The sequence below is a fragment of the Streptomyces sp. NPDC050549 genome, assembly GCF_040655035.1.
Lineage (GTDB): Bacteria > Actinomycetota > Actinomycetes > Streptomycetales > Streptomycetaceae > Streptomyces.
In genome coordinates, this window is sequence record NZ_JBFAJD010000001.1 from 811,196 (window position 1) to 837,921 (window position 26,726).

Sequence of the window (26,726 nt, forward strand, 5' to 3'; positions counted from 1 at the left end):
TTGAAAGGAGAAGGGGAGGAGGTACCCGCGAGGGCGCCGTGTCCCCGACCGCCATGAAGAAGATCGACTACCGTACCCAGACCACATTGATCACCGGGGCGAGTGCCGGACTCGGCGCGGAGTTCGCCCGCCAGTTCGCCGAGCGAGGCTCGGACCTCGTGCTGGTCGCCCGCCGCGCGGACCGGCTGGAGGCCCTGGCCGACGAGCTGTCCGCGAAGTACCGGATCACCGCCACGGTGGTGCCGTTCGACCTCACCGTGCCGGCCGCGGGCGAAGCGCTGGCCAAGGAGGTGGCCCGGCGCGGGATCACCGTCACCAGCCTCGTCAACAACGCCGGTTTCGGCACCCACGCCCCGTTCCGCCAGGAGGACCCGGAGCGTGTCCAGCAGGAGATCGGCTTGAACGTGGCCAGCCTGGTCGACGTCACCCGGGCCTTCATCGGCCAGCTGACCGGTGTCCTGGTCAACGTCGCCAGCTCCCTCGGGTACCAGCCGTGGCCCAACGCCGCCGTCTACGGGGCGACCAAGGCCTTCGTGCTGAGCTTCACCGAGGCGCTGTGGCAGGAATCGCGAGGAACCGGCCTGCGCGTGCTCGCCCTCTCCCCGGGCCCCACCCGCACCGAGTTCTTCGACGCGGCCGGCTCCGACGACATGGCCCGCGGCGTCCGGCTGCAGACGCCGCGCCAGGTGGTCACCACCGCACTGCGCACGCTGGACCGGCGCAACCCGCCGCCCAGCGTCGTCTCCGGCACGTTCAACTGGGTGATGACCCTGACCTCGCGCTTCACCACCCGCCGAGCCAACGTTCTGGCCTTCGGTGCGATGACGCAGTGGCAGATGCGCTCGAGCCGATCCGGCCACTGACACGCCCGAGCTTCGCGACGGCACCGGCCCGTGCGAACACGGTGCCCACCACCCTCCCTGCCCATGGCTCGCCGTGCCCGTCACCCCTTGCCCAGCGGAAACCGGGCGGTTTACAGTGACACGGCCCGGAAATTGTTGAACGATCCTCCTGTCACCCGACACGTAGTGCGCCTGGACCATGAAGGGACCGATGTGAGCAGGAACGAGATGAGCGTGCCCAGCTCTGTCCAGGAGGCGGTTCATGCCTGCGCGGTCCGGGCGACACAGGGCTCGGCGGCCTTGGCCCGGGCGTCGGACGTGGAGATCGACACCGCCCTGCGGGCCATGGCGGAGCGGCTGCACACGGCGCGCGACGTGCTGACAGCGGCGAATCAGGCCGACCTGCGAGCGGCCGCATCGAGCGGGATGTCGGCGGCACTGCAGGATCGCCTCCGGCTGACCGGCCCGCGGCTTGAGGACATGGCCGCGGCGTTGCGTGCGCTGGCGGACGTGCCGCACGAGCCGCGGGACAGCGTCCTCGAGGAGCGTCCCGACGGCCTGGTCCTGCTGGAGCGCCGCCGTCCTGTAGGGGTCATCGGCGCGAACTTCGAGGCGCGTCCGAATGTGACGCTCGATGTCGCGTCCCAGTTCCTCAAGTCCCGCAACGGCGGCGTACTGCGCACCGGTTCGGCGGCCCTGCGCTCCTCCCAGGCCCTGGTCACCCACGTGATCACGCCCGCTCTCACCGGCGCGGGACTGAACCCGGACGCCATCCAGCTGGTGCCGAGCGAGGATCGGGCCGCTGCGTACGCGCTGGTATCGCTGCCCGAGACCATCCCGCTGGTCATCCTGCGCGGCAGCGGCGACAGCACCCGGGAACTCGGCCGAGAGGCCGCCCGCCACGGTGTGCGCACGCTGGCCCACGCGGACGGCGGCGGAGTGCTCTACGTGGCCCCGGACGCCGACGAGAAGCTGGTGCACGAGCTGGTCACCAGCAGCCTGGACCGGCTGGGCGTCTGCAACCGGCTCAATCTGCTCCTCATCGACCGGGCTGTCCACGACAAGCTGCTGCCGGGCATTCTGAAGACGCTCGAAGACCTGGGCATCGCAGCGTCGCTGCCGCCGCACCCCCACGCGCGCGGTTACGAGTGGTCCCTGGACTCCGAGCGTGCGGCAACGGTGACGATTGACGAGGCGGACGGCCCGGCCCAAGCCGCACGGATCGCGAACGAGGAGACCTCCGGGCTGGCCGCCGCCATCGCCACCCACGACCCGGACACCGCAGACCGGTTCATGGACGCCTACGGTGGCTCAGGCGTCTTCTGGAACTCCACCACACGCCTCCTCGACGGCTTCAAGCTCCTGCGCCTGCCGGAAACCGGCATCAACATCGACCGCGTCCCCGGTCCCCGCGGCCCCGTCACCTACCGTGACTTGTACCTGCGCCAGTACATGGTTCGACCCGCGGCGTCCCCGCACAGGTGAGCCGATGCCGCATCGAGACGCGGTCACCCTTCATCGCCCAGGTCGCCGAACCTTGATCCCGGATCACCGACATGGACGATTCCGTCCCAGACACGACCCTGGTGAAACGTGCTCCGCACGCGATCCGGTGTCATGGTCCAGCAGGTCCAGCAGGTCCAGCAGGTCCAGCAGGTCCAGCAGGTCCAGCAGGTCCAGCAGGTCCAGCAGGTCCAGCAGGTCCAGCATCCGAGGCCCCAGTGCGCCGAGCCAAATGCCCGCCTCATCGACGGCGGTTACGCGAGGTGCGGGCCGCACCAAAACGGCCAGGATGCGTGCGGTCGTAGCTCCGACGAAGTACAGAATCACGCCCACCGCCGCTGCCGCACCGACCGGACACCAGAAGGCGGCGTCTCGGGCGGGCGCGCGCCACCCCCCGCGGCCACTCCGCGCGCACCCGTCCGCCGCGCCGGTTCAGTGGCTCTGCCCGCGGAAGCGTTCGGGCCAGATGCCGGACTTGCCGGGGGCGATGACGCCGCGCGGGTCGAGGGCGTCCTTGACGCGCTCGTGGAACTTCAGCAGGGCGCCGTCGCCCCAGTTGTAGGTGGCCATGACGTCGTCCATCAGGGCGTTGTGCGTGCGGTACTCGCCGTAGCCCTCGGCGGCGGCCTCACGGATCAGGAGCCTGGTCAGGTCGAGGGTCTCCTGACGGGATTTCGGGTCGTGGGTGTCGTAGAGGAAGAGGCCGATGTGGTGCATCTCCCGCAGGCCGATGATGAACTGCGCCGCGTAGTCGGTGCCCCACTCGTCGGCGCGTCGGCGGACCATCCTGAACTGCTTGAGCGCGTCCTCGCCGTCGGGAGCGGAGACCGGGGAGAAGGCGAGGTGGCCGCCGTTGGGGATCCAGTCCAGCAGTTTGAGCTCGTCAAGGCTTGGGATGCCGTTGTTGATCTTGTGGCGGTCATGGAGGGCGTGTGCGCCGCGGTCGCCGGCTTCGGAGCGCTCCTCGTGAGTGTGGAACCTGGCGCCCGGGATCTGCCCGAAGGCGTCCTTGATCATCCCGTAGTACGTGTCGATCACCGGCGGTGGGCCGTAGAGGGTGCCGTAGAAGTTCCAGTAGCCGAGGTTCAGCTCGCGCTTCATCCGCTCGATGGCCTCGGCGGGCAGCGGACCGTCGCCGTCGTACCACTCGGTGCGCTGTGAGACGACGCCCGCGTCCAGGACGATGTTCCGCAGCACGGGGACGTTCTGGAGGGGGGCCATGTTGATGCGCAGCGGCAGCATGATGTCGACGATCCGTGCGAGGTCGTCCTCGTGCTCGAAGGTGATCAGGTACGACATCGAAGCCGGCGGGCGCTGCATCAGCGCGATGCCCATCTTGGTGACGATGCCCAGGTTGGACTGGGTGAACATGCCGTCCGGGTAGGGCCCGAACCCGTACGGGAACAACTGCCAGGAGTTGCTGCCGGGCACCGCGCCCATCCCGGTGCGCAGGACGTCGCCCTCCGGGAGAACGACCTCCAGGCCGGTCTGCCACATGAAGTGGTCACCGTACGGGGTGTAGCCGACCCCCCGGTCCAGGGTGTTGCCGACGACGCTGCCCCAGCCGAGGTCGGGGCAGTCCAGCATCAGCCCGCTGCCGGTGGTCTGGAGGTGCTCGTACAGCTGGAAGTAGGTGACGCCGGGCTCCAGCAGGGCGTAGCCGAACCGCTCGTTGACCTCCAGGATGCGCCGCATACGGGCGCCGGTGTCGACCACGACGGAGCCGGTCAGGCGGGGGGCGGCGCCGCCGTAACCGTTGTTCTTGCCGGTGGAGATCGGGGAGAGCGGGATGCCGTACTCGTTGGCGATCCGGACGACGGCCTGGACCTGTGCGGTGTCGGCGGGACAGACCACCGCCGAGGCCCCGCCGGCCGGCTCCGCGCCGACCGGGTAGGGGTCATGGAACGCGGCGAGGCCGGCGGGTTCGCTGATCACATGCTCCCCGCCCACCACCTCCCGGAAGCGGACGATCGCCTCGGCGAACTGCTTCTCGTCCAGGCCGGGCGGAAGAATTCGGGATGCGGGTGCGGGTGTGGCTGTGCTGGTCATGGCTGGGGCTCCTCACTGAACCGTGCGCCGTTCGTCCACTCGGTGCCGATCGTGCGCGCGGCGGGCAGAACCCGGCAATCCGGAAAGCGCGGCGGAAAACGCGGAGCGGCGCACGGCGGGAACCCGGAGCCGGATCTCGCCCAGGTCCTTTCCGGTCAGCCCCGCAACGTCTGGGACGGAGTCTCCCCGTAGAGCTCCGCGTACCGTGCCGCGAACCGCCCCAAGTGGGTGAAGCCCCAGCGGAAGGCGACCTCGGCTACGCCCTCCGCCGCGGCGCCGGCCTCCAGCAACTCGTGCCGCACGCGGGCCAGCCTGACATCGCGCAGATAGCTCATGGGCGTGGTGCCGAGGGAAGCCCGGAAGCCTTCCTGCAGGACGCGGACGCCGACCCCGGCAGCGTCGGCGATGTCGCTCACCGTCAGCGGCAGTTCAGGCCGGCTCTCGATGTAGTCGACCGCCTTGCGCACCGCAACGGGCCGGGCGGGCGTCACCGGCGCTTCCAGCTCCGCCCGGTAGTTGTGACCGGCCGTGAGCAGCAGACCTCTGGCGATGCTGTGCTCCAGTGACGCCGCCAGTGTGGGGTGCGGTGGCGGGCAGTCCGGGTCGTGCACCTGCCCGGCGAGCGCCTGCACGAGCGCCCACCAGTGATAGCCCCGGCCCCCACTGAGGTCGAGCGGTAGGTCGAAGGCGATGGGCGACCGCACCCGGTGCCCCAGCAGAACTTCCAACTGCCGGTCCAGGAAATCGCGTTCGATCCTGAGCCCGAAGGTCCGGCACGGCCGGTCCCATCCCTGCAACGTGTGCGCCCGGTCCACGCGGTACACCGCCGCCCGCAGCGGCGAGGTCACCATCCGGTCCTCGCCCGACCGGGTCAGCACGCTGCCGGTGCAGGCCACGTTGACCTGGTAGGCGGACTCCGGCGCGGCCGCATCGACCCGGACCTCGGTGTCGTACGACAGCCACCCCACGGTGAGCGCCCCGACACGGACCGCCGCGAGTCGCAGAGCGAAGCGGGTCCGGTCGCCGAGGACATCGAGATCATGCGCGTGATACAGATCCGTGCCCAGGGACCGCGCCTCATCGATGTCGGTGACACACTGCTCGACCGCCGCCGTGGCGTACGGCTTTTGATCATGAAGAGCCCCAGTGCTCATATGTCGCATGGTAAGCACTCAAGCGAAAAACAGACAGGAATCCTGACGATCGTCATTCCGTTCCACGGCCGTTCGACCTGCCCGGCGTCAGGCCGAGGTCACGCCCGCGGGTCGGCATCCGGTAGCGACGGCTGCTCACGCTCCTTGTCCATGCGGAGGAGCAGGTCCAGGCCCTCCAAGACCTCCTGCTCGCGCTCGCTGTAACCGCTCATGGGGGTGCCCTTCTCGTAGCGGCATGGTAGGCGCGGTCCGCCTGGGCAGCCAGGGCTTCCCACGACGGCTCTGCGGCCACCATCGCGAGGCGTACGTCACAGCGCCACCTCCAGACGGAGAGGACGCCTGCTCCCGACAACCGTTCAGACCTCCCAGCCAGGCGTGTCAACGGACGCGATTGCCCTTCGACGTGTGATGCGTTCTGCGGTAGGTGGCGGGGTTGGTCCCGAAGCGGGACTTGAACGCCCGTGAGAAGTGGGAAGCATCCTTGAACCCGACGCGCAGCGCGATGCTGCTGATGCTCTGAGCGTCGTATCCGGCCCCCGACAGCATGGCGCGGGCGCGGTCGAGCCTCAGGGCATAGAGCCATGCGCGCGGTGTGGTGTCGGCCTCGCGGAACAGCTCATGCAGATAGCGCAGTGAAAAGCCCAGGTCGTGGCTGGCTGCCAGCAGCGTGAGGCCGGGGTCGTGGAGCCGGTCGGCGAGGTGGGCTTTGGCCCGGCGAAGATCACGTCGGTGAACGGCCGCACTCGCTTTCCCGGAGACGTCCGAGCCGAGAGCGTCACACGCGGTGGCCAGGAGATCGAGAAGGTTCCTCGTGAAGGATGCGGTGGTCGCCTCGCCGAGGTCATGACCTTGTTCGGCCAGGGCGCGCAGGACGGGGCTGACGAAGGCGCCCGTGCCGCGAGTGGTCCGGAACGGTACGGCTGTGACGTGCTCGGCGACGGCGGAGCGGGAGGTGAGCATCGCGCGGGGTATCTGAAGGACCACCGAGCGGAACGGGCGGTCGAAGCGGAACACGTAGGGGTGGGCACTGTCCACGAGAGCGAAGTCGCCGGGACCCATCTCGGCGGCGTGGTCGCCTTGCCGGAGCCTGGCCGATCCCTCGGTGAGCAGCGTCAGGAAGAAGTCCTCTCCTGCCGCCCTCCTGACCAGGTCAGGCGTACGAGCGGCCTCATGCGGATCCGCCCGCATGGTGCTGACCAGCAGCCCGCCCGTCACCCGGGCGACAGCGGACGCAGCGAAGCCGTGCTTACCTGGGACGGGAGCCGAGCCGGGCAGTGCGGCCGCACGCATGGCGACGAACGCCGTGCGGGTCACCTCGCTCCAGTAGTCCCACGGGTCATGGTCCAGGCCGAGCGTGGTGAAACGCCTTTCGGCTTCGTAGCTGCGCTGTGGTGCCGAAAACGGCGCGCTCCCAGTCATGTCATGGATTCCCAGGTTTCCTTAGCGTTACCGCACGGCTCAGAGGATGCCACGCATCGAGTGGCGCGAAAAGGGTCGGTCAGAGAGGAGTGACCCATGATCACCACTATCTTCTCGGAGCAGCGGAACGGGCTTCGTTTCGATGTGTTCGCGGGTTCCGAAGCGGCTCTGTCGCCGAACTGCGTCCTCATCAGCGGCGAGCACGACGCGATTCTGATCGACGTGCAGTTCGTCATCGGCGAGGCACGCGAACTCGCCGAGCGCGTCCGTGACAGCGGTAAGCAGCTCAAGGCGGTCTTCATCACGCACGCGCACCCGGACCACTACGGCGGCATGGGTGAGATCGCCTCCGCCTTCCCGGGCGCCCCGATCCTGGCCCGGCAGGGCGTCATCGACGGGATCCTGGAGTGGCCGGCCAAGCGCCTGCACTGGCAGGAAGCCTACGGCGACCAGATCCCGGACGAGATGCCGGTGCCCGAGCCGCTGACAGGGGACAGCTATTCCCTGGAGGGGCACCCGGTGGTCTTCTTGGACCTCCCGGTGGCCGAGACGGTCCACGCGACCGCTTTCCACGTGCCCGACGCGCAAGCCGTGATCGCCGGGGACCTGCTCAACCACCACTCGCACTGCTACATGGCGGACACCAACAACCCCGCGTCATGGCTCACCGCCCTGGATCAGGTCCAGGCGCTGGGAGAACACCGGATCGTGGTCCCGGGCCATGGCCCGGTGGGCGGGGAAGAGGTGATCGACGACACCCGCGCCTGGCTGGAGGACTACCAGGAGGTGGCCAAGCCACGGGTACCCGTCGCCGACATCGCCCGCGAAATGAGCCGCCGACACCCCGACCGTGCCCTGCCCATGCTGCTCTGGCTCACCCGAGGCCCCTCGTTCGGGCTTGTCGGACCCAAGGAACTGGGCGTGCCGCCGGAGGTGTTCGGAGGCTGAGCCAGTCAGGCTTTTGGCCCACGGGAATGGAATTTGTTGCTCGTGACTCCAACGGGCCGGCGCCCGAAGGAGCCCGCGCCGAACTCGTTCACGCAGTCAGCTGGCGTGGGCGGCTACGCAGGCGGCGACGCACGTTGGGAGGCGCGGAAGGCCAGGGGGGTCTGGCCGGTGTGGCGTTGGAAGAACTTGCCGAAGTGGGTGGCGCTGGTGAAGCCGAGGTGGGCTGCGATGGTGGAGGCGGGTTCGGTGCCGTGGGCGAGGAGCCGCTTGGCTTCCAGGGTGAGGCGCTGGTCGAGGTAGTCCTTGGCGCTGAGGCCCGCCGCGGTCTGGGTGGCGCGGGTGAGCGTGCGGGTGGAGTAGCCGAGTTCGCGGGCGTAGTCGTCGATGCGATGAGTGCGGGAGAGACCTCGTTCGACAGCGTCGCGAAAGCGCAGGAAGGGCTCGGGGGCGGATTCCTCAGCCTGGCCGTGCTGCTGCAGGTGGGCCAGGCGCAGGAGTACGACGTCGAGCAGGCGGTGCAGCAGGGCGGTGTGCACCGGCAGCGGATGGCGGTCCCACTGGGAGAACTCCGCGGCCAGTTGCTCGGCCGCAGTTGCCAGTACGGGGGCCTCCGAAGGATCGGGGCTGTACAAGGGCATCGGGGCGGTGCCGGTGCCGAGCCCGGCCAGTTCCGCGGTTTCGGGGGCGACGAAGTCCTCCTGGAAGAAGATCAGGACGGCCTCGGCCTGGTCGGGGTTCTGCCACTGGTGTACCTGGCCGGGCCGGATCCACAGCCAGGAACCGGGCGGCAGTACGTACCCGGTGAAGTCGACGCGGTGGCGCAGGGTGCCGGCGGTGACCAGCATCAGGGCGTGGAAGTCCTGCCGGTGCGGGGTGGCGATGTGCCAGGGCCAGTCACGGGTGCGGTCGCGGAAGTCGGCCAGGGTCATGACCTCCATGCCCGCAGGGGTTCCGGCCGGAGGTTGGAAAACCACCTTCGGCAGGCCCGTCTCCCGCCGACCATGCTTCTGCCGCGCTTGTCGCCTGTGGACCATCACGAGACCGCAGCGTACCTCGCTGGACCTTCGGTTCCGGCCCAGTATGGAGTTGTTCCAGGGGCGCGGGCCCGTGGAGTGGAAAGCCAGCGGGAAGCCAGCTGTGTCCGTTGCGGCCGATAGCCGGTCGCGAGCCGGCCGTCAGCGATCCGACCCTCCCCGCGTCCCCTCATCACCGCTCATCCACATTCCGACAGGAGCACAGTCATGCACGGCACCCTCACGGTCATCGACAAGGGCCAGGTCCGCATCCACAGCTACGTCTCGCCCGAGGACGGCCTGGGCGTCACCACCCAGCTGATCGAGACGCCGTCGCGGATCATCGCCGTCGACGCGCAGTTCGTCCTGGCCTACGCCGACGAGGTCGTCGCCTACGCCAAGAGCCTGGGCAAGCCCCTTGACCGCCTCGTCATCAGCCACGCGCATCCGGACCACTACCAGGGCGCGGCCCGCTTCGGCGTCCCGGTGCACGCCCTGCCGGAGACCACCGCGGAGATCGTCGCCATGGGCGCCAAGACGGATCTGCCCACCGGCACCGCGATCCCGCTCGCCGACATGACTCCGACCGTGGAGATCACCCCGGGCACCGAGGTCATCGACGGCATCCCGTTCGTGTTCGAGAAGGTCACCGGCGGCGAGATCCACACCACCCTCGTGATCAAGCTGCCCGAGGAGGGTGTCCTGGTCGCTCAGGACGTCGTCTACAACCACACCCACCTGTGGTTCCTGGACAAGGACTTCGACGGCTGGCAGGCCAACATCGACCGCTTCGCGGCCGAGACCGAGTACGACACCATCCTGCCCGGCCACGGCGAGCCGACCACCCCAGCCGTCTGGGCCGAGCTCACCGACTACGTCAACGCCGGCCGGGAGCTGCTCGGTGACGACGGCGACGCCTACAAGAAGGCCATCACCGAGCGCTACCCCGCCTACCAGGGCGCAGCCCTCATCGACGTCGCCAACGCCTACATGTTCGGCCCCAGGAATTGAGTCAGTCCGACCTTCCAGGAAAGCGCCCAAGTCCCAAGAGAGGGAACATCGTGACTTCCCACATGCCCAGCCGGGGCATGACCACCCGTCGCGTCCTCGTCGCCACGGTCGCCACGTCCGCCCTGCTGGGCGCCGCGACCGTACCCGCCTTCGCCTCGCCGCCCGTCAGCGCGGGTCACGCCATCGGGCACGTCGACGGCGGCGCCCGGCTCGACTACCAGAAGACCGTTGCCGTACGCGTCCTCAAGGAAGCGTTCGAGCGGGGTGACACCGAGATCGTGGACAGGTTTGTGCGGGCCGACTACATCCAGCACAACCCCCTCGCGTCCGATGGCGCCGAGGCGTTGAAGAACTTCGTTGCCGGGTTGCATCAGCAGTTCCCCGACACCGAGTACGACGTCAAGCGGGTCATCTCCGAGAACGACCTCGTCGTGGTGCACTCCAACCTCGTACTGACGCCGGGAAGTCGAGGCTCGGCCGTCATGGACATTTTCCGGTTCCTGGACGGCAAGATCGCCGAGCATTGGGACACCCTGCAGGACGTCCCCGACGGCAGCGTCAACGGAAACGACATGTTCTCCACCGTCAGTCGGCCGCAGACCGGGCAACCTGGTCCGCGCTCGCTCACAGCCGCCAACAAGGCGCTCGTCACCAAGGCATTCGACCGGCTCATCGTCGACAAGGATCTCTCCGCGCTCGACCTGTACTGGAGCGCCGGGTACCACCAGCACAATCCCGGCATCGCGGATGGTGTGGCCGGTGCACGGGAGGGGCTCGGGGCGTTCTTCCGGGCGTTCCCGGAGCTGACCGTCTCCCGCAAGCGCGTTGTCGCCGAGGGCGATCTGGTCGCCGTCCACAGTCACTACGTGAACGCGCCCGGCGAGCGCGGGCAGTCGGTCGTGGATCTGTTCAGGGTACAGGGCCGGAAGATCGTCGAGCACTGGGACGTGCTTCAGGACGTGCCGGCCACTTCCGCCAACGACAACACGATGTTCTGAATCTGAGGGGCGTTCAACGAGAACAGAACGCCCCTTTGCGTTCCAGTAGGTTCCTCGGCTGGTGGGTGGGATCTCGCTTTCACCACGCCGGATCACGGCCGCTGCGGCACACGGGTCGGAACGGCCCTCGGCGAGCCGCCCATCGGTCCGTCCGTGTGCCCCGGCGACCTCGCCCGGACACGCGGACGGAGCTCACCGCAGGGGCCGACGACTGAAAGCAGTCCGCCAGGTCGGTGATGCACGTCCCACTGGGTGGACCCCGGAGTCGACTCGTTTCGCCACGCCCTTGCCGGAAGAGGGAGCCGAATCCGCAGGAGGCACGTCCGTAGCGTCAGGGCTCACCTTTGCGGACGTGAGACCTGTCGGGACGCGTTCCTGAACTGGATCGGGCTCTGTCCGGCTCGGGATTGGAAGTATTTGCTGAAGTTGGTGGCACTGCTGAAGCCGAGGTGTGCGGCAATACGGACGGCGGGCTCGTCGCTGTGGGCCAGGCGGCGCTTGGCCTCCAGCATGACTCGTTCGTCGATGAACCCCTTGGCGCTGGTACCGACCGCGGATGCGGTTGCCCTCGTGAGCGTGCGCGGGGAGTAGCTCAGGTTTCTGGCGTAGTCAGCGACCTCACGGGTCTTGGCGAAGTCGCGCTCGACCGCCTCGCGGAATCGGCGGAAGGTGGCGCTGTCTTCCGTAGTGCCGGGAAGCCCACTCGGCTGGTCGGCCAGCCGGAGCACCAGCACGGACAGCAGGTGTCGCAGGACGGCGATGTGCACGTCGAGCGGACTGTCGCCGACGGCACCGAACTCGTGACAGAGGTGCTCGATCGCCAGATCGACGCCGTGGACGTCGACGGCGTCGTACTGCACCGGGCTGCCCGGCGTCTCCAAGCGCGCCGCGACCACCGTGGCCGGATCGAGGAAGTCGCTTTCGAAGAGCACGAGATGCCCCTCGACCTCGCTCAGGTCCCCCCACCTCTGGGCTTGCCCCGGACGGACCCACAACCAGCTATCGGGGATCGCGTCGTACGTGGTGAAGTCGACCTCCTGCTTCAGCGTCCCGCTGACGGTGGTGATGAGGTGGTGGAAATCGGGGCGCTGTGGCGTGACCCCGTGTCGGCGATGCGGTCGGAGCCTGGAGAAACAGGCCGCCTCCGAGGCACTCTCCGCTCGCCAACCGGCTGTCCTGCGGACGCTCGCGGACCGCGATCGCCGCGGGCGCGCCTCAGATGCTGGCGCGAGCACTGCAACCTGCACCGCCCCAAGCGCTACAGCCGCCGCCCGCGACGGGTCTTCTGCACGTCCGCGCTGGCTACACACACGGCGGCGGTGAACGGGTTGGTACGGCACTCGACGAGGCCCATCTCGTGGCCGACCGTGCCAGGTGGCGCGTGACCGTGGCAGCCACGTTCCGGAAGCGCTCCGCCGGGGAGAGAGGCGGCGGCGGTCACCCGCCTGGGGAGGCGGTTCCAGCAGTGGCCGGAACCGCCTCTGTCTCACGAGCCGGTTGAGGCCGGGACCGGGGCGAGGTGAGTTTGGAACCACGACAGCGCGGTGCCGCTGGATTCCTCGAAGTGCACCTTGTAGGCGTCGAAGTGCCCGCCGGGCAGCAGCACCAGCTCCTTCGGGGCCAGCGCCCGCTCGAAGGCGGCGAGCTGGATGTCGGCCGGGATCACCGTCTCGCCGGTCCCGACGATCATCATGAGCGGCTTGGGCGAGACCCGGGTGATCCATACGCCCGGCTCGTACAGCCGCGCAGCCCGGCTGGAGCGCGCCGTCACCGTGTTGTTCTCGCGGCCCGGCGGAACCAGGTCACGGTAGAACCGCAGGGCGTCCGGGCTGGGGTACAGGGCCGGGTCGGCCGGATCGTCGCCGATGGAGGTCTGGTACCGCAGTTCACCGCCGGCGGCCAGGGCGCGTTCGTCCTCGGCCTGGGCGAGTTCGAAGGCGGCGATGCGCTCCGGCGGGACCTTGCGCTGCCACTGCTCGAATCCGCTGATGGTGGGCACCTGCGACACCACGCACTTGATCCGCACGTCGGTCGCGCCGAGCACGATCGCATGACCGCCCGCGAAGCTCGTACCCCACACCCCGATGCGGTCCGCGTCGACCTCCGGCCGAGCCTCCAGGAAGCTGATCGCGCGGCGCCAGTCCGCGATCTGACGCCACGGGTCGACGTCGTTGCGGGGCTCGCCGTCGCTGGCGCCGAACGTGCGGTGGTCGTGGACGAGCACCACGAACCCGGCGTCGGCGAATTTGCGCGCGTACGGGTCGAGGCCCATCTCCCGGTTGCCGCCGAATCCGTGCGCCATCGTGATCGCGGGGCGCGGGCCCTCGGCGTCCGGCAGGTAGAGCCAGCCGCGCAGCGTCACGCCCCCGTCCGCCGTGAACTCCACATTGATGCGTTCGGTCATGGTCATTCGCCTTCCGTGAAGTTGAAGTACTCGGCGGGGATGAGGCCGGCCTCGATGAGGGGTCCCCCGACCTTCGCGTTGATCTGGAGCACGGCGCCGATGGGCCGGTGGTGGATGGCGATCTCCGTGATGAGCCCCTCGTCATCACGCGTGAGGATCGTGATCCCCTTCATCTCGAAGCCGCCGAAGGCGGCGGCCTCCCACTCCAGATACGTCCGCGGGCCGTCCTGTGCCTTCCGGACGAACTCGAGCCGCTCGTACACGGAGCTCACCGCGGACATGAGGGCCTCGACGTGCTCCTTGCGCTCGACCGGCTTGGCGAGCGCGCTCGCCTCCATCCGCACGTTCGGCGAGAGCGCCGCCGCGAAGGACTCCTGGGTGCGCTGCTCGAACGCGCTCGTCCAGGCCTTGGCAGGGCGGCCGTCGGCGAAGTTCGACGCGCTGTCCTCGACGACCTCGGTGATGACGGCGGCGACCGCGGCCGGGTTCTCGGCGTGCGCCCAGTGACCCGCGCCTGCGATCGTCTGGGAGGCGGCGCCGGGGAAGCGGGGCGCGACATACGCGGAGACGACCTCTTCCGTGACGAAGGGGTCGTTCTCGCCGCGCAGGACGGTGACGCGCCCGGGGAACTTGCTGGGCTGCTGTCCGTCCGGGTGGCCGTTGTTCCATGCTGTCGCCGTGTCGGAGATCGTCGACGGGTCGACGTGCAGCGTCACTTGGGCGAGCCGGTCGTTCTCCTTTTCCGGGAACGCGGTGGCGAGTGCGCCGCGGAAGGCGCGCTGCGCGTCGAGTCCGAGGTCCGGGGCCTGGAAGGGGGCGATCTGCTCCGGGGGGAGGTGAGTGCCGGCCAGCGGGATCGGGTTGACCAGGACGAGCGAACGCACCTGATCGGCCAGGCGGGCGGCGACGAGCTCGGCGATCTGGCCTCCCATGCTGTGGCCGACGAGCACGACGGGGCCCTCCGTCGCGCGCAGCATGCTCTCGAGGTCGTCGGCCCAGCGGGCGAGCGTGAACGGCCCGTGGTCCGAGGCGCGCGCACCCATGCCGGCGAGCTCGAACGCGATCGAGGGGATCGACCGCTCGTCGAGGACGGTGCGGACGCTGTTCCAGATGGCGCCGTCGTCCAGGTATCCGTGGACGAGCACCGCGGTCGGCGTCTGCGTCGCTGGGCTGTTCATCTCGTGTCTCCTTTGACGATCGCTCTCTTGCGGCGACGAACCGGAGCCGGTGGCTCTCGAGATCCTTGGCCGACGCGAGCTCTATGACGTAAGCATAGGGTCTATGCTTGCGTCAATGTCATCGCTCTGTGATCGACCGAACGAGGACCGGGCCTTCCGGCTTCCTCTGCGTTCCGGCCGGAGTGGGAGCGACCATCAGAGAATCCGAGGAGTCCACCGATGACGTCGAACGCCTTGACCTACGCCGTGCATGTCGCGGACGGCATGCCGACCACCAACTCCGACGTGCCGCCCGATCAGAGCGAGCGTTCCTGGTCGCCGACGTCGAGCATCCTCATCTCGAACGGGGGAGAGGCGCTGCTGGTGGATCCGCTCTTCACGATCGCGCAGTCGGAGGGCCTGCTGCGGTGGCTCAGTGAGCGGGCGGCTCCGGTGACGAGCGTGTACGTCACACACGGCCACGGGGACCACTGGTTCGGCCTCGGAGCAGTACTGGAGCAGTACCCCGCTGCGCGCGCCTTCGCGCTTCCCGAGGTCGTCGAGGACATGGCCTATCAGTCCTCGCCGGAGGTTCTCAAGGCGGTCTGGCGCGCCTGGTTCCCCGAGCAGATCCCCGAGCGGCTCGTACTCGCCGAACCGCTGGAGGACGACGTCCTGACCGTGGGCGGGGCGGAGGTCCGCCCCGTCCGCCTCGGGCACACCGACAGCGACAACACCACCTGCCTGCACGTTCCCGACCTGGGGCTGATCGTCGCCGGCGACGTGATCTACAACAACGTGCACCTCATGCTCGCGGCATCGGACGCGGACGGGCGGGACGAATGGCTGAGGGCTCTCGACACGGTCGAGGCGCTGGCGCCGACCGCGATCGTCGCGGGACACAAGGATCAGACCGCCGATGACGATCCCCGTCACATCGAGGAGACCCGCCGCTACATCCTCGATTTCAACACCGGGGTGCGGCGCACCGGCAGCACCCTCGAACTCTACGAGTACATGCTGGAGCGTCACCCCTCGCGCATCAATCCCGGTGCGCTGTGGGGCTCCTGCCGGGCGGCGAAGGGCTGAGCAGGCGGCCCGTCGGTCGGGTGGCCTGCGGCGCGCTACGCGCGCGCGGCCGCCCGACGCTGCCGCGAGGCCCGAAGGTTCACGGCGTTGCCGCAGATGCGCACGTCATGCCAGACGCCGTTGTTCGGGTTCGTGCCGTCATAGAAGGCAACCGAGCAGACCCGGTTGCGGCACATCTTCAAGCGGCGCCACGTACCTGTCAGTTGGGCGTTCGTGATCTCGTTGAGCACGGCCGCGACGACCCACGCGACGTCCTTGCCGCGCGGCGCCACCGAGAAGACGCCATCGGCGTCGATCCGCACCTCCAGCGCGCCGCTCACCCCCTTCGGTGCGGATCGGACCGGAGCGTCGCGCACCGCGCCCGACACCGTCATCTGCAGCGACGCGCGTAGCTGCTGAAGCCGCACCAGCCCCGGTTCATCGACCTCGATCGTCGGCGCCTCCGCCCCGGTACGTCGGCTCCATTCGTCCAGCGCGCCGGACAGCCACGACGTCGCGGAATCCGGCGTGGAGAGCAGGTCCTCGAGTGCGGGCTTGCCGGCGGCGCGGGTGTTCAGGACCTCCTGGACGAGGATGAGCGGTCCGGTGGCGATGCGGTCGGTATAGCGTTCGCTCGCGAGTTCAGACATAGGCATAGCTTATTAGCTCCAGTCTTCATTCGCGAGGAGAGCGAGATCGCCCCCGAGGAGACCCTAACGGCGGCGCCGTGCGTTCGACGCACCGGCGAGCCCCCGGCATCGCGCGGTGAGTGTAGGGCCGGGGGCGTTGCACCTCACGCTCATCGAGCCTGCCCAAGGCGCTCACGGCGTGATATGACATAGGCATAGATGCTATGCCTGCATCGAAAGGTGTCGATTTTCATGCACCTTCCCCACGCGGGCTGGCTATGTGAAATCGCTTGAGAGGTCGCGCGATGCCCGAACGCGTGGAGGAACAATGATCGACAAGACCGTCGAGGACACCGCGGCCGCCGTCTCGGGAATCCGTGACGGCGCCACCGTGATGATTGGTGGATTCGGCCGCGCGGGCCAGCCGGTGGAGCTGATCGACGCACTCATCGCCCATGGAGCACGCGACCTGACCGTCGTCAACAACAACGCGGGCAACGGCGACACGGGTCTTGCCGCACTCCTTGCGGCGCGAAGAGTACGCAAGATCATCTGCTCGTTCCCGAGGCAGAGCGACTCGTGGGTGTTCGACGGTCTCTACCGTGCTGGAGACATCGAGCTGGAGCTCGTGCCGCAGGGGAATCTCGCCGAACGCATCCGCGCCGCCGGCGCCGGCATCGGCGCGTTCTTCTCGCCGACAGGCGTGGGCACGCAACTCGCGGAGGGCAAGGAGGTGCGCACGATCGACGGCCGCGACTATGTGCTCGAATACCCGATCCGAGCTGACGTCGCCCTGATCAGCGCCCTGCGGGCCGACCGCTGGGGCAACCTCGTCTACCGCGAGACCGCCCGCAACTTCGGCCCGATCATGGCGGCCGCGGCGGCCACCACCATCGCCCAGGTCGACCAGATCGTGCCGCTCGGCGCTATCGACCCCGAGACCGTTGTGACGCCCGGCATCTTCATCGACCACGTCGTCGCCGTGGGAGAACGCCGCTGGCTCGACGAAGGAGCGTTCGTCGGCGGAGTCGACATCGAGGGGAGCCCGCTGGCACAGGAGGAGAGCCGATGAGCACACGCATCAGCCGCACCGACCTCGCTCGTCGCATCGCGGCCGACATCCCCGAGGGATCGGTCGTGAACCTCGGTATCGGCGCCCCCACCCTTGTGGCCAACTACCTGCCGGGCGACACGGAGTTCGTCCTGCACACCGAGAACGGAATGCTCGGCATGGGGCCCGCGCCCGAGCCCGGCACCGTCGACCCCGACCTGATCAACGCCGGCAAACAGCCAGTGACCGCGCTGCCGGGCTCGGCGTACTTCCACCACGCCGACTCCTTCGCGATGATGCGCGGCGGACACCTGGATGTATGCGTGCTCGGCGCCTTCCAGGTGTCAGAAACCGGCGATCTCGCGAACTGGTCGACCGGCGAGCCCGGCGCGATTCCCGCCGTCGGCGGAGCGATGGATCTCGCGATCGGCGCGAAGTCGGTCTACGTGATGACCGACCTGCTCACCAAGCAGGGCACGCCGAAACTCGTCGCCGCCTGCACCTACCCGCTGACCGGAGTGCGCTGCGTAACCCGCATCTACACCGATCACGCGGTGCTCGACGTCACGCCCGACGGGCTGCGCGTGCGCGAGACGTTCGGCGACAACACGGTGGACTCCCTGGCCGCCCTGACCGGCCTCAACCTCGCCGACGCCACCGACGCTGCGGCATTCCTGGAAGGTGTCTGACATGCCCGCGAGCTTCGTGTACGACGCCGTCCGCACCCCCTTCGGACGGTACGGCAAAGGCCTCGCCGATGTACGCCCCGACGATCTCGCCGCCATCGTCATGCGCGCGACCGTCGAGCGCACGGGCCTTGATCCCGCGCGCATCGACGACGTGATCTTCGGCGATGCGAACCAGGCCGGCGAGGACAACCGCGATGTCGCACGTTTCGGCGCGCTGCTCGCCGGATTCCCCACCTCGGTCACGGGAGTCACGGTCAACCGCCTGTGCGGGTCCTCGGTCGAGGCCGTCATCCAGGCGTCACGAGCCGTCGAGGCCGGAGACGCCGACGTCGTGCTCGCGGGCGGCGTGGAATCAATGAGCCGCGCGCCCTACGTCGTCGAGAAGAGCACCAAAGCCTTCCCCGCGGGCAACCAGACGATGTGGAACACGTCGATCGGGTGGCGCATGGTCAACTCGCGCCTGCCGAAGGAATGGACGATCTCCAACGGTGAGAGTGCCGAGAAGCTCGCCGGCATCCACGGGATCTCACGTGAGGAACAGGACGTGTTCGCGGCGCGCAGTCATCGCCTGGCTGCCCGGGCATGGGCGGACGGCGTCTTCGACCGCGAGATCGTCCAGGTCGACGGCCACCACCTCGCCCGCGACGAAAGCATCCGCGACGAGTCCACCGTCGAGGTACTCGCCGGCTTGCGCCCGGCGTTCACCGCGGGGGGCACGGTGACCGCCGGGAACTCCTCGCCCATCAACGACGGCGCCTCCGCCGTGCTCGTCGCACGCGAGGGAGTGCTCGACGGCGAACCCCTCGCCCGCATCGCCGGCCGCGCGGCGTTCGGCAACGACCCCGACGTCTTCGGAGTCGCACCCGTCGAGGCGGCCAACCGCGCGCTCGCCCGCGCCGGGCGCACCTGGGCCGACGTCGATCTGGTCGAGCTGAACGAAGCCTTCGCGGCGCAGTCGCTCGCCTGTCTGCGACTGTGGAGCGACCTCGACCCTCAGAAGGTGAACGCGCACGGTGGCGCCATCGCGATGGGACACCCGCTCGGAGCGTCCGGAGGACGCATCATCGGTCGCGCGGCCCACGAACTCGCCCGCAGAGGCGGCGGCATCGCGGTCGTGGCCATCTGCATCGGCGTCGGCCAAGGTCTCGCTGTCGTGCTCGAGAGGTGAAGGGCGTTCAAGCCGCGGGCCGAAGCCCGCGGCTTAGACGCGCGTCCTGGGTGGGCATGCCCCGTCTTCTTGCGTGCAGGGGGTCACTTGGCCAGCTGGGGATACAGTGCCGCGGGGTCGGCGGCCAGGCCTGCCTTGACCTGGCGGGAGATGTCGTCGGCGAGGACTTCGTGGGCGCCGGTCTCGATGCCGTCGAGGGCGAGTGCGGCAACGTCGCGGGGGTCGGACTTGGGGGCGTCGACGCCTGTCGTCAGATCGGTGTCGACGTAGCCGACATGCAGGCCGGTCACGGCGATGCCGCGCGGCTGGAGCTCCAGGCGCAGGGAGTTGGTCTGCGACCACAGGGCGGCCTTGGAGGCGCTGTAGGAGCCGCCGAGGGCTATCCAGGACAGGACGGAGTGCACGTTGAGGAGGTGGCCGCCGCCGTTCCGCTCGATGACGGGCACGAAGGCCCTGGCCACCAGGAGCGGGCCGTAGAAGTTGGTCTCGAACTCCCGGCGTACGTCGTCGACGGGGGAGTCGAGGAAGGACGCGCCGACCGAGGCACCGGCGTTGTTGATCAGCACGGTCACATCCTGCGCCTGCGCGGCGGCCGCTGCGACCGAGGCCGGGTCGGTGACCTCCAGGGCCACCGGGACCGCGTCGGGGTGGGTGACGGTGTGCGGGTCGCGGGCCGTGGCGTAGATCTTGGGCGCACCGCGTACGTACAGCTCTTCCACCAGCGCCTTGCCGATGCCCCGGCTGCCGCCTTAGAGAGCGCGTGGTTGGCTCTGTGCGGAGCAGCAACAGTCCCACCGCTGGGCGGGCGTGTGGCAAGCATGGTGGGGAGCGGGCCGGATGTCGTGCGCAGACCGGGGGAGCAAGGCGTGGGCGGATCCCATCCGAGGGCAACAGACTTGTGGCGTCCCCGATCCCCGCTAGGGTTCACATCTCGTCCACAATCGCTCTCGGCGGGGGTCTTGTCGGTGTCGCGGATTGCTGCTCGTCGTGCTTCCAACCCGGCTCGGATCGGGCGCTTCCGGGTGGTCGGGGTGCTGGGCGCGGGTGGGATGGGCACCGTGTACGCCGCGGTCGGGGAGCGGGGCGAGCGGCTAGCGGTGAAGGCCGTGCACACCGGGCAGGCCGCGGATGATCAATTCCGGGCCCGGTTCCGGCGCGAGGTGCAGGTTCTGCGGCGGGTGTCGGGTCCGTGTCTGGTGCCGCTGCTGGAGGCCGATCCCGACGCGGACATCCCGTGGCTGGCAACGGCCTACGTACCCGGCTTGACGCTCGCAGAGCACACGGCGGTGCACGGGCCGCTGGCCGGGATCCAGCTGCACCTGTTCGCCGCTGGGACGGCCGGAGCGCTCACGGCCGTGCACGCCACCGGGGTGGTCCACCGCGACTTGAAACCCGCGAATGTGATCCTGGCCCCGGACGGGCCGCGGGTGCTGGACTTCGGTATTGCTCACGTCGCCGACGGCACCGCTGTCACCCGTACCGGCATGCTCACCGGGACCCCGGGCTGGCTGAGCCCCGAATACTACCGAGACGGCACCGCCGGGCCGCCAGGTGATGTCTTTGCTTGGGGTGCGCTGCTCGCCTTCGCCGCCACCGGCCGCCACCCCTTCGGCACCGGCAACGCCGAGGCCGTCGCCTTCCGCGTCCTCAGCGCCGAGCCGGACCTCGACGGTGTCCCCGACGACATGCTCAGCCTGGTGACGGCGTGCCTCGCCAAAGACCCGGGCCATCGGCCGTCGTCCGCCGTCGTGGCGCAGAAGACCGCCGAGCTGCTTGGCGAGCAGGCGACTCAGGTCCTCGGGAATGTCCATGACCGGCCGACCGAGGTCCCGAACCTGATCGCCGAGCAGTGGCATCCCCCGACCGTCGAAGACCCCGCATGGCCGGCTTCCACGATACGCCCTCCCTACAGCCGCGCCTGGCTCATCGTCGTCGCGGCCACCGTGTTCGCCGCGGCCGCCACAGGGACCTGGTTCGCGCTGGACCCGGGCCACGCCTCAGCGCGCGCCACCCACTCCCCGCAGCCGGCCGCGGCTCGCTCCACCCTTGGCGCCACACCGGCTGGGACCACGTCGCCTCCCGCCCGTTCCGCCGTCACCGAGTCGCAGACCCCGACCGCCGCGGCGTCGTCCGCGCCGACGCAGACCCAGGTGATCACCCTCAGCCCCTGGTCCCCAGGCGGCACCCCGGCAACCGGCATCACCATCACCGACCGTGCCAGCGGCTCTTGCTTCGGGACCGCCGAATCCACGATGCGCACGGACGCCTGGCGCTGCACCGCCGGCGACCGGATCCTCGACCCCTGTTTCTCCCCGGACTCCAATCCCTCGGACACCAGCGCACTGTGCCTGGACGGAGCCTCCGACCGCATGGTCGAACTGTCGGTCCCCGAGGGTTTTCCCGGCAACAACAACCACATGCCGGGCGGACCCGACATCGAACCGATCACCCTCGTCTTGACCAACGGTGCCCGCTGCTCGTTCGCCGGTGGTGGCACCGCAACGCTGGCGGGGCAGCGCCTGAACTACGGGTGCGACAACGGCGGCTACCTGTACGGCTATCCGAACAAGACAGCCGCCGTGTGGACCATCTCGTACGCCGCTCCCGGCAGCGGAGCCAGCGTCTCGGAACCGATCACCACCGTCTACCAGTAGCGCCCGGACGGCCACGCCGCTGAAGCCGCGGATGGTCGGATCGGCCACCGCTACGACCGCTGGCGGCCACCACCCCATATTTCCTCAGTTTAGATGGCATGTTTATCTGCTGAACAAACCCTTGGGGGGCGAATCCGAGCTGCAGGTATCGTCGATTCCTGAGTAGCGCGCCCTTGCCAGCCGCACTCGGCAGGGCACGTGCCACTGTCCTGGAAGAGCGACGGCGGCTTCGGGTTGTAGTGGTCGAGTGGGCGCGATACCTTTCTCGGCTGGCTTGATCGGGAGAGGGGGGACGGTGTCGGACAGGAACGTGGGGGCGGCTGACGTACGGTCCGTGCTTCGAGCTGCGGGCTACACGCTTCTGCAGGTGCAGCCGCGTCTTGAGAAGCTGTCGAGCTTGCGGCCTGATGTGCTGGCCTGGGCCGCCAACGCCGATGGGGACTTGGTGCCGTGGGCAGTTGTCGAGGTAAAGAGCGGACTGAGGTTCCCCCGAGATGCGGAGTGTGTTGACAGAGGGTCAGATGGTTCTCATGAGAGGAACATCGACCATGGCTGCTCCCAGAAAGTACTCGCTGGAGTTGCGTGAGCGTGCGGTGCGGATGTACCGGACCTCCGACCCGAAGCCGCAGATCAAGAAGCTGGCCGTCGACCTCGGTGTGCATCCCGAGGCCCTGCGCGGCTGGATCCGGCAGGCTGAGGCCGATGCCGGCGAGCGCGACGACCGGCTCACCACCGACGAGCGGGCCGAGCTGGTGGCGCTGCGTAAGGAGAACGCCCAGCTCAAGCGGGCGAACGACGTGCTGCGGACGGCGTCTGCGTTTTTCGCGGCGCAACTCGACCCGACCCGGCCCAGGTGACGGCGCTCCTCGACGAGCATCCCCGCCTGGGAGTCGAGTGCGTCTTGCGGGAACTGCACATCGCCTCCTCCACCTACTACCGCTGGCGCCGCGCGGAGAAGGAGCCGTGCGAACGGCGGCGCCGCGACGTCGAGCTGACCGAGCGGATCAAGGAGATCCACGCCGAGTCCGGCGGCAATTACGGCTCGCCGCGCGTGCACGCCGTCCTCAAACGCGAGGGCACGCGCGTGGGCCGCAAGCGAGTCGAGCGGCTGATGCGCGAGGCCGACATCGCGGGCGTCAGCCCGCGGCGGAAGGGCTTCACGCGCCGCGATCCCAAGGCCACGCTCGCCCCGGACCTGGTCAGCCGGGACTTCACCGCACCGGCGCCGAACCGGCTGTGGGTCACCGACCTGACGATGATCTCCACCGGCGAGGGGCCGTTGTGGCTCTCGGCGATCCGGGACGCCTTCTCCCGCCGGGTGGTCGCGTGGGAGACCTCTGCCCGCGCGGACGCCGACCTGGTCCTGACCACCCTGGAGTACGCGCTCGCGTTCCGTGAGGTCGAGCCCGGCAAGCTCATCCATCACGCCGACCACGGCTGTCAGTACACATCCATCAAGCTCACAACCCGGCTGCTGCGAGCGGGAGTTGAAGCATCCATGGGGTCCGTCGGGGACTCGTACGACAACGCCCTCGCGGAGAACCTCTGGATGCTCATCAAAACCGAATGCATCCGCGGCCGCACCTTCACCACGAGGGCCGAGGCCAACCTCACGCTCTTCGAATACATCGACGGCTTCTACAACTCCCGCCGCATCCAGGAACGGCTCGGCTGGCTCAGCCCGATCGAGTTCGAGGAGAAGCACTACGCCGAGCAGGCGACGGCCGAACCAACGAATCTGAACACCGATCAACCCCTGCTGACCAGCTGATCAGCACCTCCCGCATGACGGGGGAACCTCAGACGGCTGAAGCGGCCCGAGCTGGCTCTGCCCGGCCTTGCCCGTAGCCGGGACGTCATGGGTACGGTCGACCATTACGCAGTTGTCAACGGCGAATGGTTCAAGGCCGACCGCGGTGTCCGGTCCCTGGAGCCTGTCGATGGTCCGACGCCTCCTGAGTACGGTGCGCGGGGTCTGCTCACCGACGAGGAGCTCGCGACGTCCCTGCTGGTGCAGCGCCTTTGGTTCGAGGCCGATCGTCTTCGCAGTTCCGGGGCGCGTGCCGGCGACGCTTTTCCCGCCCGGACGGTCCTGGCAGAGACGGAGCAGTCCGGTATCGAGTTGCCGGACGGCGGGCTTCTTCCTGTGCGACCGGATGTGCTGTGGCGTGCCAAACGTTCGGCACTGATCGAGTTTGCCTCCCGCGGCAGTTCTGAATCCAGTTCCCACCCCGTGATCGCTTCCGCGGTTGCCGCGCTGGCCGAACAGCGTGTGACGGGGACCGTCCTGGACCCGTTCTGCGGGACCGGCTCGTTCCTGTGGGCCGTTCTCGACCGTGCCGCCCGAGTGGATGTCCCGGCCCGGTTCGTCGGCTACGAGATCAATCCACGACTCGCCGGCCTAGCCGCCAGTATCGGCAACGGCGCCCCGCTACCCGTGACAATCGACGAGGCCGATGCTTTCGGCACGGAATTCGTGGGGGCTGATGTTATCGTCACGGCGCCGCCTCTTCGTGTCCGCTCATCTGACCACCAGACGCTGTTGGACGGATCGAGGACCACCGACGGTGACGTCGCAGCAGTCGACAAGAGCCTGCGGGCGCTGAACGCGGGCGGGCGCGCCGTGTTCCATGTGGCGAGCTGGTTCACCTGGTCGGAGCGCTATGCGTCGTATCGGACGTTTCTGGCCAATGAGTTTCACGTGGCGGCCTTGATTGGTCTGCCCAGGGGAGCCATGGCCGGCACGGCAGCCACTTCCGTACTCATGACGATTGACAAGAAGGAGCCGGCGGAGACATTCGTCGCGCAGCTCGGCGACGACTGGGAAAACCAATTGGAGCCGGAGGGCGCGGCTCTGAGCGCAGCACTCGCCTTCATTAATCCTGCAGCCACTCCGCGCGGCCTGGGGCAGTCATGAGTACGTCCCTGGTCGTTGACCTGCGCAGGGTCGGACCTGGATGGGACCCGGTCAGGCTGGCTTCTTCCGCATTCCAGTGGCCGACGCAGGCACCGCTGGCTTCCCTGCGCGAGCTTGCTTCGAGTCTGCCGCCGGACACGGTGACAAAGGCTGGGTCGCCCGTCATCACGCCCGCCAATGTGGCGGCGTCAACAGGCGCCATCCGTCGGCGCAGCACCAAGTACCAGGGGAGCGTCTTCGCCGTCGGCCTGCACGGGCTGCGAAGAGGTGACGTCCTGGTGCCCCCGTCGGCATCCGGCCCGGCACTCCTCATCGACGACCGGCTGAACGGGGCACTGTTCTCTTCCCGGTTCACGGCCTTGCGCCCCCTCGCCCCGGTCGACTCCCTGTGGATCTGGGCCGTACTCAACAGCCAGAGCGGGTGTGCCCGGCGGGCGCTCCTGGCGGCAGGGTCGACCACGGGAGCTGTCAAGACAACGGATCTGCTCGACATGACGCTGCCGGTGCCGCCTCTGGCGCACACGCAGCAACTACGCCAGGCACTCGCCCGGATCGAGGAGCGAACCCATCAGGCGGAGGCGCCCGCGGAGTCGACCTGGTGGGCCACGGCGGATCTTCGTGTCCGGAACGACTGGGCGATCACGCTTGCGACGCCCCGCCCTGACCTCCTGAGCGACGGCGAGCCTCTCAGCTCCTTCATCCGGGAACTCGCACGGTCCCGATCGACCCGGAATGCCGAAGCGCCTGAGGAAGTGCCGGGAACCCTGCCGGTGGTGGACGTCAGTTCCCTCGCCGGAAAGCCACCCCGCCGATGGGTTGAACCGGAGACCTCCGGGGCAACCGTCATCGCTCCCGGAGATCTCCTCATCGCGGGCCTGGGCGACTATTCCTATGCCACCGTTGCCCAGCGCCCGGGCGTGGCAGATCCGCATGTCTTCGTCCTGCGCCTGCTTGACCAAGCGCAGGGGCCGGCCCTGGCGCACTACCTCAACGGGCGCGAAGGGCAGGCCACCAGGCGGATCCTCCTGCGCGGGTCGACCGTGCCCTCCGTGAGGCGCGCGGACATCGAAAGCTTCCCCATCCCCCGAGAAGCTTTCGACTACGACGGCGACGCCGAGCCGGACGTACCGCTGGCCGAACAGCTGGAACAGGTCCTATGGACGAGCTGAGGTGCGAGCTTTCACCGCTTGTGTACGCCGAGCTGTACCGGCTGCTCGCCGCCGACGAGGCACGCCGCGACGTTCTGGAGGACCGCCTCGCCGTGATCGGCTACGACCATGCGTGGCTCAGCACTGCGGCTGACGCGTACAACGAGTACTGGGAAGTATTGCTGCCGTCGACCGACGCCGACAACGTCAGCAGCCTCGCGCTGCCCAGGATCGAGCATGCTCAGCTGGCCACCTGGATCCTGGCCGGACTGCGCACCACAGGAGAAGACCGAGAACTGGGCGCCGCGCTGGCAGCGAACGTACTGCGGCGTGCGCTCGCCGAAGTGCCCGGTCTCACCACACCGCTGCCCCCGGACCTGAGCCCAGTCATCATCGGATGGACGCTTGCCAGCATCATCGGCTCGCCCGGCTACGAGTGGCCCGTCGCTCCGGCAGCGCTACCGGACGACGCGAACATCAGATCGGCCTTCATCGGGCTTGCGCATCATGTCCTCGTACTGGAGGCCATGGCAGAGCCGTGGCCCGAGATGATGCAGACATCCACATACTGGCGCGGCTACGGGATAGCCGAGGCACTCAAGCCGGCCATGGGGCAAGGCAGCCCGGCCATAAACGAGCTGCTCAAGGAGTCACGCCCTCTGCTCCCGCAGTACCTCAGCACCCAACTCAACAGCCATTTCAGCCGGTTCGGCCCACGACGCAACGCGCTGTCGCACGTCACGGACGACCCGAGTAGGGAACGGTTCGTGGACGTGGTGACCCTCGCCCGCGGCTGGGATCATCTACGCCTGACGGTCCTGGGGCTAACCCAGTTCGTCTGCCAGGAGGTCTCGATGGCGTCCCTTGACGTGGTGTAGCCGATCAAGGTTAGGGAGTGCGCCGG

General features: G+C 68.7%; 24 protein-coding genes and 1 pseudogene. 15 read left to right on the forward strand and 10 right to left on the reverse strand.

The features are described from left to right. The first annotated feature begins 38 nt into the window (after positions 1–38). Together AB0I51_RS03675 and AB0I51_RS03680 are read left to right on the forward strand one after the other, a co-directional pair. Positions 39–863 (forward strand): SDR family oxidoreductase, encoded by an 825-nt coding sequence (locus AB0I51_RS03675; protein WP_327312466.1) that lies wholly within the window; start codon positions 39–41, stop codon positions 861–863. Positions 864–1,076: 213 nt separating this feature from the next. Next, positions 1,077–2,327, forward strand: coding sequence for an aldehyde dehydrogenase family protein (locus AB0I51_RS03680; protein WP_327312465.1), 1,251 nt, complete (start codon positions 1,077–1,079; stop codon positions 2,325–2,327). Positions 2,328–2,390: 63 nt separating this feature from the next. Here the strand turns inward: AB0I51_RS03680 and AB0I51_RS03685 are convergent, their stop codons facing one another. From AB0I51_RS03685 to AB0I51_RS03700, 4 genes are all read right to left on the reverse strand, one after another. After that, a complete protein-coding gene (locus tag AB0I51_RS03685) occupies positions 2,391–2,672 on the reverse strand; it encodes a hypothetical protein (RefSeq protein WP_362970980.1) in 282 nt (93 codons plus the stop codon). Positions 2,673–2,777: 105 nt separating this feature from the next. Beyond that, complete coding sequence (locus AB0I51_RS03690) at positions 2,778–4,394, reverse strand: FAD-binding oxidoreductase (RefSeq protein WP_362970982.1); 1,617 nt, start codon at positions 4,392–4,394, stop codon at positions 2,778–2,780. A gap of 155 nt (positions 4,395–4,549) precedes the next feature. Then, positions 4,550–5,548, reverse strand: coding sequence for an AraC family transcriptional regulator (locus tag AB0I51_RS03695; protein ID WP_362970984.1), 999 nt, complete (start codon positions 5,546–5,548; stop codon positions 4,550–4,552). Between the two features lie 378 nt (positions 5,549–5,926). Then, entirely contained in the window at positions 5,927–6,967 is a 1,041-nt protein-coding gene (locus AB0I51_RS03700) for a helix-turn-helix domain-containing protein (RefSeq protein WP_327312462.1), read from the reverse strand. Between the two features lie 96 nt (positions 6,968–7,063). Between AB0I51_RS03700 and AB0I51_RS03705 the strand changes: the two genes are divergently transcribed. Next, positions 7,064–7,915, forward strand: a complete 852-nt coding sequence (locus AB0I51_RS03705) for an MBL fold metallo-hydrolase (RefSeq protein WP_362970986.1) — start codon at positions 7,064–7,066, stop codon at positions 7,913–7,915. Between the two features lie 113 nt (positions 7,916–8,028). Here AB0I51_RS03705 and AB0I51_RS03710 read toward each other — a convergent pair whose 3' ends face one another. Next, on the reverse strand, positions 8,029–8,853 hold the full coding sequence (locus AB0I51_RS03710) for an AraC family transcriptional regulator (RefSeq protein WP_327312460.1): 825 nt from the start codon (positions 8,851–8,853) through the stop codon (positions 8,029–8,031). A 303-nt stretch (positions 8,854–9,156) separates the two neighbouring features. Here AB0I51_RS03710 and AB0I51_RS03715 point away from each other — a divergent pair, with 303 nt between their 5' ends. Next, positions 9,157–9,939 (forward strand): MBL fold metallo-hydrolase, encoded by a 783-nt coding sequence (locus AB0I51_RS03715; RefSeq protein WP_362970989.1) that lies wholly within the window; start codon positions 9,157–9,159, stop codon positions 9,937–9,939. Positions 9,940–10,016: 77 nt separating this feature from the next. Next, positions 10,017–10,937 carry a nuclear transport factor 2 family protein gene (locus AB0I51_RS03720; RefSeq protein WP_362970991.1) on the forward strand — a complete coding sequence of 307 codons (921 nt, stop codon included), beginning with the start codon at positions 10,017–10,019 and terminating at the stop codon, positions 10,935–10,937. A gap of 338 nt (positions 10,938–11,275) precedes the next feature. Here the strand turns inward: AB0I51_RS03720 and AB0I51_RS03725 are convergent, their stop codons facing one another. The 3 genes from AB0I51_RS03725 to AB0I51_RS03735 form a co-directional block, all read right to left on the reverse strand. Next, positions 11,276–12,184 (reverse strand): AraC family transcriptional regulator, encoded by a 909-nt coding sequence (locus AB0I51_RS03725; protein WP_327312457.1) that lies wholly within the window; start codon positions 12,182–12,184, stop codon positions 11,276–11,278. Positions 12,185–12,423: 239 nt separating this feature from the next. Beyond that, positions 12,424–13,341, reverse strand: a complete 918-nt coding sequence (locus AB0I51_RS03730) for an alpha/beta hydrolase (protein ID WP_362970993.1) — start codon at positions 13,339–13,341, stop codon at positions 12,424–12,426. Positions 13,342–13,343: 2 nt separating this feature from the next. Next, positions 13,344–14,519, reverse strand: coding sequence for an alpha/beta hydrolase (locus AB0I51_RS03735; protein ID WP_362970995.1), 1,176 nt, complete (start codon positions 14,517–14,519; stop codon positions 13,344–13,346). Positions 14,520–14,738: 219 nt separating this feature from the next. On the opposite strand from AB0I51_RS03735, the gene AB0I51_RS03740 reads away from it, so the two are divergent. After that, positions 14,739–15,587 carry an MBL fold metallo-hydrolase gene (locus tag AB0I51_RS03740; protein ID WP_362970997.1) on the forward strand — a complete coding sequence of 283 codons (849 nt, stop codon included), beginning with the start codon at positions 14,739–14,741 and terminating at the stop codon, positions 15,585–15,587. Between the two features lie 35 nt (positions 15,588–15,622). On the opposite strand, the gene AB0I51_RS03745 is transcribed toward AB0I51_RS03740, so the two are convergent. Continuing rightward, complete coding sequence (locus tag AB0I51_RS03745) at positions 15,623–16,216, reverse strand: CGNR zinc finger domain-containing protein (protein WP_362970999.1); 594 nt, start codon at positions 16,214–16,216, stop codon at positions 15,623–15,625. A 307-nt stretch (positions 16,217–16,523) separates the two neighbouring features. On the opposite strand from AB0I51_RS03745, the gene AB0I51_RS03750 reads away from it, so the two are divergent. The 3 genes from AB0I51_RS03750 to AB0I51_RS03760 are packed head-to-tail and all read left to right on the forward strand — an operon-like array spanning position 16,524 to position 19,103. Beyond that, on the forward strand, positions 16,524–17,267 hold the full coding sequence (locus AB0I51_RS03750) for a 3-oxoacid CoA-transferase subunit A (RefSeq protein ID WP_362971001.1): 744 nt from the start codon (positions 16,524–16,526) through the stop codon (positions 17,265–17,267). After that, positions 17,264–17,935 (forward strand): 3-oxoacid CoA-transferase subunit B, encoded by a 672-nt coding sequence (locus AB0I51_RS03755; protein WP_362971003.1) that lies wholly within the window; start codon positions 17,264–17,266, stop codon positions 17,933–17,935. Before AB0I51_RS03750 ends, AB0I51_RS03755 begins: the two co-directional genes overlap by 4 nt. Position 17,936: 1 nt before the next feature. Then, entirely contained in the window at positions 17,937–19,103 is a 1,167-nt protein-coding gene (locus AB0I51_RS03760; RefSeq protein WP_362971005.1) for a thiolase family protein, read from the forward strand. 83 nt (positions 19,104–19,186) lie between these two features. Here AB0I51_RS03760 and AB0I51_RS03765 read toward each other — a convergent pair. Further along, a pseudogene (locus AB0I51_RS03765) lies at positions 19,187–19,852 on the reverse strand (SDR family oxidoreductase); the annotation flags it as partial. Between the two features lie 282 nt (positions 19,853–20,134). Here AB0I51_RS03765 and AB0I51_RS03770 point away from each other — a divergent pair. The 6 genes from AB0I51_RS03770 (at position 20,135) to AB0I51_RS03795 (ending at position 26,700) form a co-directional block, all read left to right on the forward strand. Next, positions 20,135–21,757: a serine/threonine-protein kinase gene (locus AB0I51_RS03770; protein WP_362971007.1), complete on the forward strand. Its 1,623-nt coding sequence runs from the start codon at positions 20,135–20,137 to the stop codon at positions 21,755–21,757. Between the two features lie 548 nt (positions 21,758–22,305). Further along, a complete protein-coding gene (locus AB0I51_RS03775; RefSeq protein ID WP_033329589.1) occupies positions 22,306–22,614 on the forward strand; it encodes a transposase in 309 nt (102 codons plus the stop codon). Then, positions 22,611–23,528, forward strand: coding sequence for an IS3 family transposase (locus AB0I51_RS03780; RefSeq protein ID WP_362971010.1), 918 nt, complete (start codon positions 22,611–22,613; stop codon positions 23,526–23,528). Before AB0I51_RS03775 ends, AB0I51_RS03780 begins: the two co-directional genes overlap by 4 nt. Before the next feature lie 87 nt (positions 23,529–23,615). Next, positions 23,616–24,674 carry an N-6 DNA methylase gene (locus AB0I51_RS03785; RefSeq protein WP_362971012.1) on the forward strand — a complete coding sequence of 353 codons (1,059 nt, stop codon included), beginning with the start codon at positions 23,616–23,618 and terminating at the stop codon, positions 24,672–24,674. Positions 24,675–25,165: 491 nt separating this feature from the next. Next, positions 25,166–25,843, forward strand: coding sequence for a hypothetical protein (locus tag AB0I51_RS03790; protein ID WP_327312447.1), 678 nt, complete (start codon positions 25,166–25,168; stop codon positions 25,841–25,843). Further along, a complete protein-coding gene (locus AB0I51_RS03795; RefSeq protein ID WP_362971014.1) occupies positions 25,831–26,700 on the forward strand; it encodes a hypothetical protein in 870 nt (289 codons plus the stop codon). Before AB0I51_RS03790 ends, AB0I51_RS03795 begins: the two co-directional genes overlap by 13 nt. Positions 26,701–26,726: the final 26 nt, after the last annotated feature.

Excerpts from the sequence above, each read along its gene's own strand:
- AB0I51_RS03775 (WP_033329589.1), top strand. The coding sequence starts at position 22,306 with ATGGCTGCTCCCAGAAAGTACTCGCTGGAGTTGCGTGAGCGTGCGGTG.
- AB0I51_RS03695 (WP_362970984.1), bottom strand. The coding sequence starts at position 5,548 with ATGAGCACTGGGGCTCTTCATGATCAAAAGCCGTACGCCACGGCGGCG.
- AB0I51_RS03730 (WP_362970993.1), bottom strand. The coding sequence starts at position 13,341 with ATGACCGAACGCATCAATGTGGAGTTCACGGCGGACGGGGGCGTGACG.
- AB0I51_RS03795 (WP_362971014.1), top strand. The coding sequence starts at position 25,831 with ATGGACGAGCTGAGGTGCGAGCTTTCACCGCTTGTGTACGCCGAGCTG.
- AB0I51_RS03755 (WP_362971003.1), top strand. The coding sequence starts at position 17,264 with ATGAGCACACGCATCAGCCGCACCGACCTCGCTCGTCGCATCGCGGCC.
- AB0I51_RS03715 (WP_362970989.1), top strand. The coding sequence starts at position 9,157 with ATGCACGGCACCCTCACGGTCATCGACAAGGGCCAGGTCCGCATCCAC.
- AB0I51_RS03720 (WP_362970991.1), top strand. The coding sequence starts at position 10,017 with ATGACCACCCGTCGCGTCCTCGTCGCCACGGTCGCCACGTCCGCCCTG.
- AB0I51_RS03705 (WP_362970986.1), top strand. The coding sequence starts at position 7,064 with ATGATCACCACTATCTTCTCGGAGCAGCGGAACGGGCTTCGTTTCGAT.
- AB0I51_RS03750 (WP_362971001.1), top strand. The coding sequence starts at position 16,524 with ATGATCGACAAGACCGTCGAGGACACCGCGGCCGCCGTCTCGGGAATC.
- AB0I51_RS03710 (WP_327312460.1), bottom strand. The coding sequence starts at position 8,853 with ATGGAGGTCATGACCCTGGCCGACTTCCGCGACCGCACCCGTGACTGG.
- AB0I51_RS03760 (WP_362971005.1), top strand. The coding sequence starts at position 17,937 with ATGCCCGCGAGCTTCGTGTACGACGCCGTCCGCACCCCCTTCGGACGG.
- AB0I51_RS03785 (WP_362971012.1), top strand. The coding sequence starts at position 23,616 with ATGGGTACGGTCGACCATTACGCAGTTGTCAACGGCGAATGGTTCAAG.
- AB0I51_RS03745 (WP_362970999.1), bottom strand. The coding sequence starts at position 16,216 with ATGTCTGAACTCGCGAGCGAACGCTATACCGACCGCATCGCCACCGGA.
- AB0I51_RS03740 (WP_362970997.1), top strand. The coding sequence starts at position 14,739 with ATGACGTCGAACGCCTTGACCTACGCCGTGCATGTCGCGGACGGCATG.
- AB0I51_RS03700 (WP_327312462.1), bottom strand. The coding sequence starts at position 6,967 with ATGACTGGGAGCGCGCCGTTTTCGGCACCACAGCGCAGCTACGAAGCC.
- AB0I51_RS03690 (WP_362970982.1), bottom strand. The coding sequence starts at position 4,394 with ATGACCAGCACAGCCACACCCGCACCCGCATCCCGAATTCTTCCGCCC.
- AB0I51_RS03735 (WP_362970995.1), bottom strand. The coding sequence starts at position 14,519 with ATGAACAGCCCAGCGACGCAGACGCCGACCGCGGTGCTCGTCCACGGA.
- AB0I51_RS03790 (WP_327312447.1), top strand. The coding sequence starts at position 25,166 with ATGACGCTGCCGGTGCCGCCTCTGGCGCACACGCAGCAACTACGCCAG.